11 protein-coding genes are annotated in these 11966 nt (G+C 70.2%); 5 read left to right on the top strand and 6 right to left on the bottom strand.

Annotated features, from left to right (window positions below; genetic code table 11):
* Positions 1-1492 precede the first annotated feature (1492 nt).
* From rsmG to rpmH, 6 genes are all read right to left on the bottom strand, one after another.
* Entirely contained in the window at positions 1493-2140 is a 648-nt protein-coding gene (gene rsmG, locus ABD774_RS12730; RefSeq protein WP_345041724.1) for a 16S rRNA (guanine(527)-N(7))-methyltransferase RsmG, read from the bottom strand.
* Positions 2141-2144: 4 nt separating this feature from the next.
* A complete protein-coding gene (locus tag ABD774_RS12725) occupies positions 2145-2672 on the bottom strand; it encodes a Jag family protein (protein WP_425554545.1) in 528 nt (175 codons plus the stop codon).
* 78 nt (positions 2673-2750) lie between these two features.
* Positions 2751-3938, bottom strand: coding sequence for a membrane protein insertase YidC (gene yidC, locus ABD774_RS12720; protein ID WP_345041722.1), 1188 nt, complete (start codon positions 3936-3938; stop codon positions 2751-2753).
* 11 nt (positions 3939-3949) lie between these two features.
* Positions 3950-4297, bottom strand: coding sequence for a membrane protein insertion efficiency factor YidD (gene yidD / locus ABD774_RS12715; RefSeq protein WP_345041943.1), 348 nt, complete (start codon positions 4295-4297; stop codon positions 3950-3952).
* Between the two features lie 62 nt (positions 4298-4359).
* Positions 4360-4764 (bottom strand): ribonuclease P protein component, encoded by a 405-nt coding sequence (gene rnpA / locus ABD774_RS12710; protein ID WP_345041720.1) that lies wholly within the window; start codon positions 4762-4764, stop codon positions 4360-4362.
* A 7-nt stretch (positions 4765-4771) separates the two neighbouring features.
* Positions 4772-4909, bottom strand: a complete 138-nt coding sequence (gene rpmH / locus ABD774_RS12705) for a 50S ribosomal protein L34 (RefSeq protein WP_096382907.1) — start codon at positions 4907-4909, stop codon at positions 4772-4774.
* A 388-nt stretch (positions 4910-5297) separates the two neighbouring features.
* On the opposite strand from rpmH, the gene dnaA reads away from it, so the two are divergent.
* The 5 genes from dnaA to ABD774_RS12680 all read left to right on the top strand — a co-directional run bounded on the left by dnaA (position 5298) and on the right by ABD774_RS12680 (position 11738).
* Entirely contained in the window at positions 5298-6797 is a 1500-nt protein-coding gene (dnaA, locus tag ABD774_RS12700) for a chromosomal replication initiator protein DnaA (protein ID WP_345041717.1), read from the top strand.
* Between the two features lie 793 nt (positions 6798-7590).
* On the top strand, positions 7591-8721 hold the full coding sequence (gene dnaN, locus ABD774_RS12695; RefSeq protein ID WP_345041714.1) for a DNA polymerase III subunit beta: 1131 nt from the start codon (positions 7591-7593) through the stop codon (positions 8719-8721).
* Positions 8718-9782 (top strand): phosphogluconate dehydrogenase (NAD(+)-dependent, decarboxylating), encoded by a 1065-nt coding sequence (gene gnd / locus ABD774_RS12690; RefSeq protein ID WP_345041941.1) that lies wholly within the window; start codon positions 8718-8720, stop codon positions 9780-9782. The genes dnaN and gnd overlap by 4 nt, the downstream gene beginning before the upstream one ends.
* A gap of 32 nt (positions 9783-9814) precedes the next feature.
* Positions 9815-11044 carry a DNA replication/repair protein RecF gene (recF, locus tag ABD774_RS12685; protein WP_345041712.1) on the top strand — a complete coding sequence of 410 codons (1230 nt, stop codon included), beginning with the start codon at positions 9815-9817 and terminating at the stop codon, positions 11042-11044.
* On the top strand, positions 11037-11738 hold the full coding sequence (locus ABD774_RS12680; protein WP_345041710.1) for a DciA family protein: 702 nt from the start codon (positions 11037-11039) through the stop codon (positions 11736-11738). The genes recF and ABD774_RS12680 overlap by 8 nt, the downstream gene beginning before the upstream one ends.
* The last annotated feature ends 228 nt before the right edge of the window (positions 11739-11966 follow it).

Here is an 11966-nt window from a genome sequence, read left to right as displayed (position 1 = left end):
GCTGTGATGACAACGGATGCTGAGATGGGGACGGTCATGGCTGCCGTACAGACCGGTGTGTCGATTGGGGTGTCTGGCATAGGTCGAAGGGACGCGATCGGCATGGTGTCCACCGGGCGCTGGTGAGCACGTGCACGAGGTGCCACGTGGGCAGCACCCGGGCGGGGGCGTTCGGGGTGCAGCGCCCTGGCAATCCCGGTAGTTCCCTCGGCAACCGGTAATCGTTGCCTGCCCGCCAAGCCTCTGGCGTTTCACGTGAAACATGGCACCCTTCGCGTCCGTTTCCCGCCAGCCCGAGCAAATCGGGTTTCAGCATCACACGTCCCCCGCCTGTCGCAGCGGCAGGCTTGTGCGCGCAGGCGGGGCCCCGGCCGGGACAACGCACACGCAGCACGGCCCCGGCTCTCTGCACTTCCAGGGGGGACGCCACGCGACCGACGACAACAGGCTCGCAGCAACTCAGCTGCCCCGCCTTCTAGGTGCATTCCCCTCGTCGTGCTGGAGGGGCGGGGAGTTCGGCGGGACATATGCTCACGTTTCACGTGAAACTAGAGACAAGAGCCGTTATCCACGCGTCCACGAAAAAGGGAGCCAAGCCGATCACCCATGGGGTTCGGTCGTCGCCGTAGCTCGCCTGGATTGCCACAAACGAGAACGAAGACCGGCGTCGCAAGCCCTGCTTTGCTGAGGGATGAGGAAGACTGGTGGCTCTGCCCGGCAATTATGCGCGCCGCGCTCTTGCTGGCCGCGGAGAGCCGAGGTTCGGCACGGTGTCCACGTTTCACGTGAAACCATGCCAATTAGAAGTAGTACGTGCAGTGCGGTGCGGAGCGGTTTGGAACGTGCCTGCGCCGGCGACGTGAGGACGGTCCACTCCGCGGCCTTTGCCCAGAGATCGCGGTCGTTCCGCCACATCGGCGCGAACGCCGTGCCCACCGTGAGCGCCAACTTTGGGACGACGGTCGCAACCCTTTGCGGATCAGTCGCCGGCCAGCGACTTGACGTGCTGACCGACTCGCGGGCTGGTTTCACGTGAAACGACAAACCGCTAGGCCCGCCGGCGGGAAGATAACGCCAAACATGGCCGGCAGCACCAGGCGACAACCAATCGCGCCCGCCGATCATCTTGACCTGCGCACTGCACTTCTCGCTGCTGTGGCACAGGCGGCCCGCACTTACCCGCGAGGCCAGCGTCCTGCACTCTACCCAAGCCGCCGAGGACGACTTCGCAGCAGCTGGCCCGACGGTGCCATCGCAAGTTCGGGCTCGGACACGGGCGCGTGAGCGGGCGCGGCACCGAAACCGCGATCGTTCAGTTTCCGCCTACGGATGTGTCGCGGAGCACGGCTGCCCGCGGCTCCTCCCGAGTTCGGCTACCAATCAACCGAACCATCCCGGTCTTGCTACGTCATCAAGCCGCGGGTTCGGTGGGAACCCGTAGAACTGCTGCGGCACAGACAGACGCCAGCGTGAGGGGGCCGCCGCACACAGGTCATCGACGTTTGTCGAGCACTACAACTGTAGTGGCTTCGCCGTCGGCAACTGGGATCACCTGTTCGACCCGTACCTCGGCGACTCCGAACTTACGAAGCACGTACTTTGCGCTGTCGAGCTCTTCCTCTGCCCGCTGTCCCTTGAGAGCGACCAGTCGGCCGCCGGGTTTTACGAGCGGCATCGTCCAACGGGCAAGCTTGTCCATCGCGGCGACGGCACGGGCCGTGACGACGTCGAAGGCGACCTTCCCGTGGAGCTCCTCAGCCCGGGCCTGCACCACGGTCACGTTGTCAAGGCCGAGCTCTTCCACAACGTCGGAGAGCCAGGTGACCCTCCGCTCCATCGGCTCGATGAGGTGGACGTCGAGGTCGGGGCGCAGCAGGGCGACGACAACGCCGGGAAAGCCGGCCCCGGACCCGACGTCAGCGACGGCCGCCGCTTCGGGGATGAAGGGCACGACAGCGGCGGAGTTGACGAGGTGCCGGGACCACAGCCGCGGGAGCTCCCGCGGCCCGATCAACCCGCGCAGCTCGCCCTCCTCGGCGAGCATTTTCGCAAAGTGCTCAGCCGGCGCCCAGGCGAGCCCGAACAACTCGCGAACGGCGTCCGATGGCTCCTCGACGCCCGCTTCCTCCGGTTCCGTCATCGGGTCAGGCGGGGTGGATGACCACGCGGCGCTCAGGCTCGACGCCCTCTGAGTCGCTGACGAGCCCGGCGGCCGCAACGACGTCGTGGACGACCTTCCGCTCGAACGGGTTCATGGGCGGCAGCGCCTGCTTCTCGCCGGAGGCGCGTACCTCGCGGATCGCCTGCTCGGCGATCATCGTCAGCTCACCTCGCCGGCCCTTGCGGTACCCGGCGATGTCGAGCATCAATCGGCTCCGTTCGCCCGTCTTCGCCTGGACGGCAAGCCGGGTGAGTTCCTGGACAGCGTCGAGCACCTCGCCGTCCTTGCCGACGAGCCGCTTGAGCCAGCGCGAGCCGTCCTCCTCGGACACGATCTCGACGGCAGCCCGTCCGTGGTCGACGTCGATGTCGATGTCCCCGTCGAGGTCCGCGATGTCGAGCAGCTCCTCGAGGTAGTCGGCGGCGATCTCGCCTTCCTCCTCCAGGCGCTTGATCGCCTCGGAGCTCGTCGGCCTGGGGGTGTCGACGCCGGCCTTCTCGTCCTCGCTCACGGGGTGTCCCTCTTCTCTAGCCCTGTGCCGCCTCTACGGCAGCCTGCTGGATCGTGCGCGCCCTCGAGGGCACGGATGCTACTTCTTCTTGCCCTGGTTCTTGGCCTGAGCCTTACGCCTCGCGGCAGCGGCACGTCGCTGTGCTGCACGCTCGTCGTAGCGCTTCTGGGCGCGTTCCTCGGGCGTGAGACCGTCCTTGCCGATCCGCGCGGACGGCGCCTTCTCCGGCTCCGCCCCCTCCTCAGGATCCGTCTCGTCCGCCGTCGACGCAGCGATCGGCGCGGGCGTCACGGGGGGCGCAACCTTCTTGGCGCGGTCCTTGCGCTTGGGCTGCACGCGCTGCCCCTTCGGCGGCTCGACCTCGGTGGCCGGCTTGGCCTCGTCCACCTCGGGGGGCAGACCCTTGCGGGCTCGCTTCTTCGCCAGGCGCTCCTGGCGTGCCTTGTAGGCCTCGGAGCCGGGCGCCGGCTGCTTGCGAATCGTGTAGAACTGCTGCCCCATCGACCAGAGGTTCGACACGGACCAGTAGATGAGGACACCGATCGGGAAGTTCACGCCGGAGAAGGCGAAGACCAGCGGGAGGATGTACATCAGCATCTTCTGCTGACGCGCCATCGGGTTGTCGAGCGCCGACGCCGGCATGTTCTTCATCGTCAGCTGGCGCTGCGTGAGGAACGTCGTCACCGACATCAAGATGATGAGCAGGACGGTGACGATCTTGACCGTGGTCAGGTCCGAGGACAGGAACGTCTCGGAGATCGGGGCGCCCAGGAGGGTCGAGCGCTCCGCCTGCTGCGCCAGCTCCTGGGTCAGCGGACCGATGGAGTCCCTGTCACCGTCCGCGTACGTCCCCTGTGACAACGGGCCCAGGCTGTTCAGCACGCGGAAGAGCGCGAAGAAGATCGGCATCTGCAGAAGGATCGGCAGGCACGACGCGAACGGGTTCGTCCCGTGCTCGCGGTACAGGGCCATCATCTCTTCCTGCATCTTCTGACGCGATGCAGGATCGGTCTTGCCCTTGTACTTCTTCTGGAGCTTCTGCATCTCGGGCTGCACGAGCTGCATGCCGCGAGCAGCTTTGATCTGCTTGAAGAACAGCGGGATGATCAGGATCCGGATCACGATCGTCAGTCCGACGATCGAGAGCACCCATGCCCAGCCCGAGCCGGCGGACATGCCGAGCCACACGAGCAGGTCGTGCACCCGGACCATGATCCAGGCGACGGCGACCATGATCGGGTACAGGATTGTGTCGAACCAGTCCATGCTGTGCGCTCCTAGCGATCCTGCGGCGCGATCGTCCGCGCCCCCCGAGTGTCTGCACCGAGGGTACGGGTTCCCGCACTCTCGTCCGAACTCCGCGGCTCTGCGTCCGCCTTCGCCGCTCCTGCCACCGCGTTCGACCACCGTCCCCGCGGAGGAACATGGTCCACGCCCCCGTGGCTCCACGGGTTGCACCGCAGCAGCCGCCAGCCGGCCAGCGCCGTCCCCTTCACAGCGCCGTGCCGGCGCAGTGCCGTGACCGCGTAGGCGGAGCACGACGGGTAGTACTTGCAGCTCGGCGGCAACCAGGGAGACACGACGGCCTGGTAGACCCGAACCAGACCGAGGAGCAACCAGGTCAGTGGATTGCGCGGGCGAACGTCGTGCCCGTCCGACGGCGCCGCTCGCCCCGGCCGGTCGTCACTCACGACGCGTCCCGGGCGGTGGGAACCCGGCCGTCTTCCCGCCGTCGTGCGCCGGCCAGCGCCCGGTCGAGGTCGTGCGCGAGGTCGGCGCTGCTCGCCCCGGCGGCCGGTGGCAGCGCCCGGACGACGACGCGCGTGCCCGCCTCGAGGAGCTGGACCCTCTGCGCCATCAGCGCTCGGAGCCGGCGCTTCACCTCGTTCCGTCGCACGGCGTTGCCGACCGCCTTGGGCACGACGAAGCCGACGAGGGCCGCGCGCTCGTCGCGGCCGCTCGTCGGCCAGTGGTCTGTGTGCGCGCCGGACCGCAGGTGGACGACCAGACGTCGCGCACCGCTGCGGGCACCCCGGCGAACTGCGTCGGAGAAATCCTCAGACCGGCGCATACGGTGCCGGGCCGGCAGCACCGTCAGCTCAGGCGGAGAGCTCGGAACGCCCCTTGCGACGGCGCGCGGCGAGAATGGCGCGGCCGGCGCGGGTACGCATCCGCAGGCGGAACCCGTGCACCTTGGCCCGGCGCCGGTTGTTCGGCTGGAAAGTGCGCTTGCTCACGGCATTACTCCAAAACGCTCGGTAACTCGTCAGGCCCCGCCACGGTCGGGCAGTGCTGGTCGGACCCGCCTACGTCCCCGGGCCGCCACGCAGTCAGCGCGGGCACACCAGAAGATCCGTCGAGACGGCCTCCCCACGGTACGTGAGCGCCTTCCGCGGGTCAATCCGGACTGCGTCAGCCCGAGCTGTGGATCGAGACACACAGGGCTGTGGACCGAGCCCGTCCGATGGGCCCGAGTACTAGCCTCGTCCCGTCCGCAAGCGAGCGCCCGATGACCCAGAGATGAACAACTGTCTCTCTACCCACACTTGTGGACAAACGTGTGGATGACGCACTGTTCCGTGCGACACTCACACATCACGCCCACGTCGTCCCAGGGGGAGAGCAGTGCCCGAGAACCAACCGATCGCGGAGAGCTGGGCTCGCGCGGTCGATCTTCTCACCACCCGGGGCGAGATCGGGCGGGGGCAGCTGGCGTTCGTCAGCCTGACACGCCCGCTCGGCGTCATCGACGGCACGATCCTCCTCGCGGTGCCGAGCGACTTCGCCAAGGACTTCCTCGAGACCCGCGCCCGTATCCCCATCACGGAGGCCCTCGCCGAGGTCGTGGGCGCACCGGTCCGCTTCGCGGTCACCGTCGACCCGACGCTCGAGACGGAGCCTGCGCCGTCGGCGCCGGAACCCCCCGCCACCCCGTCCTCCGGCCAGGACTTCCCCACCCCGGCGGCCGGGAACGACTTCCGGAGCGCGCCCTCGGCACGCACGCCGGCCCGTGCGGTCGACGAACGACCGGTGCCGCAGCGCAACAGCGCCGACCGTGGCTCTTCCACCGACGACCACTCGGTGGACTCGTCGCGCCTGAACCCGAAGTACACATTCGAGACGTTCGTCACCGGCGCCTCGAACCGGTTTGCGCACGCCGCTGCGACCGCCGTCGCCGAGGCCCCTGCCAAGGCCTACAACCCGCTGTTCATCTACGGCGGCTCGGGTCTGGGCAAGACGCACCTGCTCCACGCCATCGGTCACTACGCCCGGAACCTCTACCCCGGCATCCGCGTGCGGTACGTGAACTCCGAGGAGTTCACCAACGACTTCATCAACTCCATCCGGGACGACAAGGCCGAGAACTTTCAGCGCCGGTACCGCAACGTCGACGTGCTGCTCATCGACGACATCCAGTTCCTGGGCGGCAAGGAGCAGACCGTCGAGGAGTTCTTCCACACGTTCAACTCGCTCCACAACGACAACAAGCAGGTCGTGATCACCTCCGACCTGCCGCCCAAGCAGCTCAACGGCTTCGAGGACCGGCTCCGCTCACGGTTCGAGTGGGGTCTGCTGACCGACGTCCAGCCGCCGGACCTCGAGACCCGGATCGCGATCCTGCGGAAGAAGGCCGTCAACGAGAACCTCCAGGCCTCCGACGAGGTGCTGTCGTACATCGCCTCGCGGATCTCCACGAACATCCGCGAGCTGGAGGGCGCCCTCATCCGCGTCACGGCCTTCGCGAACCTCAACCGCCAGCCGGTCGAGCTGTCGCTGGCGGAGATGGTGCTCAAGGACCTCATCACCGATCCCGAGGGCGAGGACATCACGCCGGCGCTCATCATGAGCCAGACCGCGAACTACTTCTCCGTCTCCATCGAGGCGCTGTGCTCCGCGGACCGCTCCAGGGTGCTCGTCAACGCCCGTCAGATCGCCATGTACCTCTGCCGCGAGCTCACCGACCTCTCGCTGCCGAAGATCGGCCAGCTCTTTGGCGGTCGCGACCACACCACCGTGATGCACGCCAACCGCAAGATCCGCGAGCAGATGGCGGAGAAGCGCTCCACCTTCAACCAGGTCACCGAGCTGACGAACCGCATCAAGCAGAAGGCCCGCGGCGCCTGACCCGCCGCACGGAGCTCCACGCTCGGAGGCCGAGCACTCCACCCGCCGTGAGCGCCGGCACCTGAGCCGTCGCACAGCGCCGGCGCCGCCGAAGGCGTCCTCACCGGCGCTGCACCGCAGCCTGGTGGCGCGCGACCAGGGCGCCGTGCGGTGCGCGTGCGCGGGCGGCAATGCGTCGCGACGGCGCGACAGCACCACGAGGTGACGCCGACCACCAGGCGACGCCGACCACCAGGCGACGCCGACCACGAGGCGACGCGGCCGGGAGACCGCGGAGACGACAGGGCCGTGGGCCCCGACGGCCTCTCCGGCTCGCACGTTACGGGCAGGTTCTCACCGTGCCGTCCATACCCCGCCCTAGGGGCTTGTCAGCGACCCTTCTCGCCATGTAGTGAAGATTCACAGATGTGCACAAACCTGTGGACAGCGGTGGACAACCCGAAACGTTGCCGTGGACGAACGACAAGAGTTCGGTGGACGGCGCGTGGGGACGAATCACAGATCCACTGCCGCGAGCCTTCGTGCACAGCGCCGGCCACCGCGTCGCCCACATCGGGGATGCCGACGTGACCTGCGACGACGGCGGTTCTCCACAGTTTCCACACGGGCTACGACGATGAAGACACTTATATGAGGGGAATGTTGTGGACGACCGACGAGGCCCCGGACCGACCTGTTCCGAATCTCGTGTCACAGGTCTGTGATTCGGCTACCGAGCCCTTGATCACCTCGCGTAAGGTTGGCCTGCGCCGCGTGCACCCTCCGGCGATTCCTCGAGAGAAGGTCATCCATCGTGAAGTTCCGGGTCGAGCGTGACGTCCTGACCGAGGCTGTCACCTGGACGGCACGTTCCCTCCCAGCACGACCCCCAGTTCCCGTCCTCGCCGGCGTACGGCTCGAGGCGGACGCCGACGGGACTCTGACCCTCTCGAGCTTCGACTACGAGGTCTCCGCCCGCTCCGAGGTGCCCGCCGACGTCGAGTCCGCCGGCGTCGTCCTCGTCTCCGGCCGGCTCCTGGCGGACATCTGCAAGGCCCTGCCCGCCAAGCCGGTCGACGTCGCGCTCGACGGCTCGAAGGTGGTCCTCACCTGCGGCGCCTCCCGCTTCACGCTCCTGACCATGCCCGTGGACGACTACCCGGCGCTGCCCGGGATGCCCGAGGTGAGCGGCAGCGTCGAGGCCGGGGTCCTCACCGAGGCCGTCGCGCAGGTGACGATCGCCGCCAGCCGCGACGAGACGCTGCCCCTGCTGACCGGCGTCCGCATGGAGATCGAGGGCGAGAAGATCACGCTCCTGGCCACCGACCGGTACCGCCTCGCCATGCGCGAGCTCACCTGGCACCCCGCCTCGCCGTCGATCAGCTCCTTCGCGCTGGTCCGTGCCCGCACGCTCTCCGACGTCGCGAAGTCGATGACCAGCGCCGGCTCCGTCGACGTCGCGCTGTCCACGGAGGGGCCAGCCGCGCTGGTCGGCTTCGAGGCCGGCGGCCGCCGCACCACGTCGCTCCTGGTCGAGGGCGACTACCCGCCCGTGCGTCGCCTGTTTCCCGAGTCCACCACCACCCACGCCGTGGTCAACACCCACGTCCTCGTCGAGGCGGCCCGCCGCGTGAGCCTGGTGGCCGAGCGCAACACCCCGATCCGCCTGACCTTCAGCGAGGGGCAGGTGGTCCTCGAGGCCGGCCAGGGCGACGACGCGCAGGCCTCCGAGGCGCTCGAGGCGACGCTGACGGGCGAGCCGATCACCACGGCCTTCAACCCGCACTACCTCCTCGACGGTCTCGGCGCGCTCACCACGCCGTTCGTGCGGATGTCGTTCACCCACCCGTCCAAGCCGGCCGTCATGACCGGCCAGGGCTCGCTCGAGGGCGACGACGACCCGGGCTTCCGCTACCTGCTGATGCCGATCCGGTTCGCCGGCTGAGCCCTCCCGGGCCACACTGGCCGGGGACGGCGCACGGTCCGCAACGCGGGCGCGCCCACACGCACGAGCGAGACGGCAAACCGGAGGGAGCCGAGATGCACATCGGGATGGTCGGCCTCGGACGCATGGGCGGGAACATGGCCGAGCGCCTGCGCGCCGCAGGCGTGGAGGTCACCGGCTACGACGCCAACCCGGAGAACACCGAGGTCGCCACGCTCGCCGAGCTCGCGGCCGCGCTGCCCCGGCCCCGCCGGGTGGTGTGGGTGATGGTCCCGGCCGGGCCGCCGACGGCGGCCGTGCTGGAGGAGCTGGCTGAGGTCCTGGACGAGGGCGACCTCGTCGTCGAGGGCGGCAACTCCCACTTCGAGGAGGACCGCGTCAACGCCGAGACCCTCGCCGAGCGCGGGATCTCCTACGTCGACGTCGGCGTCTCCGGCGGCATCTGGGGCCGCGAGAACGGGTACGGCCTCATGGCGGGCGGGGCGGCCGAGGACATCGAGCACCTCATGCCGGTCTTCGACGCGCTGCGACCGGAGGGGCCCCGCGAGGAGGGGTTCGTCCACGCCGGGCCCGTCGGCGCCGGCCACTACGCCAAGATGGTTCACAACGGCATCGAGTACGGCCTCATGCAGGCCTACGCCGAGGGCTACCAGCTCCTCGAGGCCCGTGACGACCTGATCCCCGACGTCGGAGCGGTCTTCGGCGCTTGGCGCCGCGGCACCGTGGTGCGCTCGTGGCTGCTGGACCTGATGGTCAAGGCCGTCGAGGAGGACCCGGGCCTGGACGACATCTCGGGCTGGGTGGACGACTCGGGCGAGGGCCGCTGGACCATCATCGAGGCGATCGACGCCGCCGTTCCGGTGCCGGTGATCTCCTCCGCGCTGTTCGCGCGCTTCTCCTCCCGGCAGCCGAACTCCCCGGCGATGCGCGCCGTCGCCGCGCTGCGCAAGCAGTTCGGCGGGCACGCCGTGCACGCCTCGGACGGCGGCGCGAAGGTCGGCGCCCCGCCCGGGGCGACGGCGGAGCGGGGTTCCGTGGCGGCACCCGGCGCGAGCGAGTAGACACCACCAGGGACGGAAGGAGCAGGGCGGGGATGTACGTCTCGGACCTCGCCCTGAACGACTTCCGGTCCTACCGCGAGGTGGTCCTGGCGCTCGAGCCGGGCGTGACGGCCTTCGTGGGCCAGAACGGTCAGGGCAAGACGAACCTCGTGGAGTCGGTGGCCTACCTCTCGACCTTCTCGAGCCACCGAGTCGCCGCCGACGCCGCGCTCGTCCGCCAGGGCACCGGCGGAGCGGTGGTGCGGGCCAAGATCGTCCACGGTGACCGGCCCACGCTGGTCGAGCTCGAGATCGTGGCAGGCAAGGCGAACCGGGCCCGGCTCAACCGCGCCCCGGCCCGCACCCGCGACGTGCTCGGCGTGGTCCGCACGGTGGTGTTCGCCCCCGAGGACCTCGAGCTGGTGAAGGGCGACCCGGGTCACCGGCGGCGGTTCCTCGACGAGCTGACCGTGCTCATCACGCCCCGCCTCTCGGGGGTGCGGTCGGAGTACGACAAGGTCCTGCGCCAGCGCGGGGCCCTCCTGAAGTCCGCCGGGGCCGCGCGCCGCCGCGGCGGCCGCGTCGACCTGAGCACCCTGGACGTGTGGGACGGCCAGCTCGCGCGGGCCGGCGCCCAGCTCGTGACCGCCCGCGCCCAGCTGGTCAGGAAGCTGCGGCCGCACGTGGCCGCCGCCTACGACCAGGTCAGCGCCGGCCAGGGAGCGGCCCGCATCGACTACCGGGCCAGCATCGACGTCGTGGACGAGACCCCCGACCTCGACGCCGCCGAACTGGCCGACGACAGCGCCGCCGGGGACGCCGCCCGCGGCGCCGTCGAGGCGCGCGAGGAGGCGCTGCTCGACACCGGGGCCGTCACGCAGCGGCTGCTCGACGCGATGGGCCGGCTGCGGGAGCGCGAGATCGAGCGCGGGGTGTGCCTGGTGGGGCCGCACCGCGACGACCTCGTCCTCTCGCTCGGCACCCTGCCCGCCAAGGGGTACGCCAGCCACGGCGAGTCCTGGTCGTACGCCCTGGCGCTGCGGCTCGCGTCCTACGAGGTGCTCCGGGAGGACGAGGCCTCCCCGTGGGGCCGCGACGGCGAACCGGTCCTGATCCTCGACGACGTCTTCGCCGAGCTCGACTCGCGCCGGCGCGAGCGGCTCGCCGGCATGGTCGCGCACGCGCAGCAGGTGCTCATCACGGCCGCCGTGCCCGAGGACGTCCCGGCGGCGCTCGACGGGGCCCGGTTCGACGTCCACGGCGGGGAGGTCACCCGTGCCTGACCCCACCCGGCCCACCGGACCCGCCGGGCCGGTCGGACCGGCCGGACCCGTGGAACCGGCCGGACCCGTGGAACCGGCCGGGCCCGCGGAACCGATCGGGCCCGCCGGGCCCACCGAGCCGTCCGACACCGCCGACCAGGACGCCGTCGCCCGCCTGGCGCTGGAGCGAGCCCGCGAGGCCGCACGCGCGAAGGGCCTCTACCGCGCCCCCGCCCCCCGCCGGCGCCGCGGGGCGACGGCGGAGCCTGCCGCCGAGGACGTCGACGGCGCACCGCCCCCCGGCTCCTGGCGGCCCGGCCCGGGCCTGGGCTACGGCATCAGCGGGCCCGGGCCGTCCCGGCGCGACCCGCAGCCCCTCGGCGGCATCGCCGCCCGGATGCTCACCCAGCGTGGGTGGAGCACGCCGCTGAGCGTCGGCGGCGTCGTCGGGCGCTGGCGCGAGGTGGTGGGTGACCAGCTCGCGGACCACTGCCACGTGGAGACCTTCGAGGAGGGCGCGCTGGTGCTCCGCACCACCTCCACGGCCTGGGCCACCCAGGTCCGGCTGCTCCTCCCGCAGCTGGAACGACGCCTCGCGGAGGAGGTCGGCGAGGGCACCGTCACCTCCATCACGGTGCTCGGCCCGGGCGGTCCGAGCTGGAAGCGCGGACGGCGTTCGGTGCCCGGGCGGGGCCCACGCGACACCTACGGCTGAGAACCCCGCCCATCCGGCTTTCCACCTGTGGACAGACCCTGTGGATATTCGCGGTTTTCGGCCCGCTCGCTGTAGAATCGACCGACCCACCCGTGCGGCGCGTAACCGTGCCCAGGGGATCAAGCGGTAGCCCCGCACCCGGCCCTCCGGCCAGGTGGTGGCGGTGCGCTGCCCGCGAGACGAGGAGAGCCTACGACCGTGGCTGACCACCGTGCTGACGCTGCCGAG

It is taken from the genome of Georgenia daeguensis, assembly GCF_039537705.1.
Classification (GTDB): Bacteria; Actinomycetota; Actinomycetes; order Actinomycetales; family Actinomycetaceae; genus Georgenia; species Georgenia daeguensis.
The sequence above is the reverse complement of the archived record's forward strand: the minus strand, read 5'-3'. Positions and strand labels throughout refer to the sequence as shown.

What these genes read in the sequence shown, in the direction of transcription:
- rsmG (WP_345041724.1), bottom strand. Translation starts at nt 2,140, where the DNA reads ATGACGGAACCGGAGGAAGCGGGCGTCGAGGAGCCATCGGACGCCGTT.
- yidC (WP_345041722.1), bottom strand. Translation starts at nt 3,938, where the DNA reads ATGGACTGGTTCGACACAATCCTGTACCCGATCATGGTCGCCGTCGCC.
- recF (WP_345041712.1), top strand. Translation starts at nt 9,815, where the DNA reads ATGTACGTCTCGGACCTCGCCCTGAACGACTTCCGGTCCTACCGCGAG.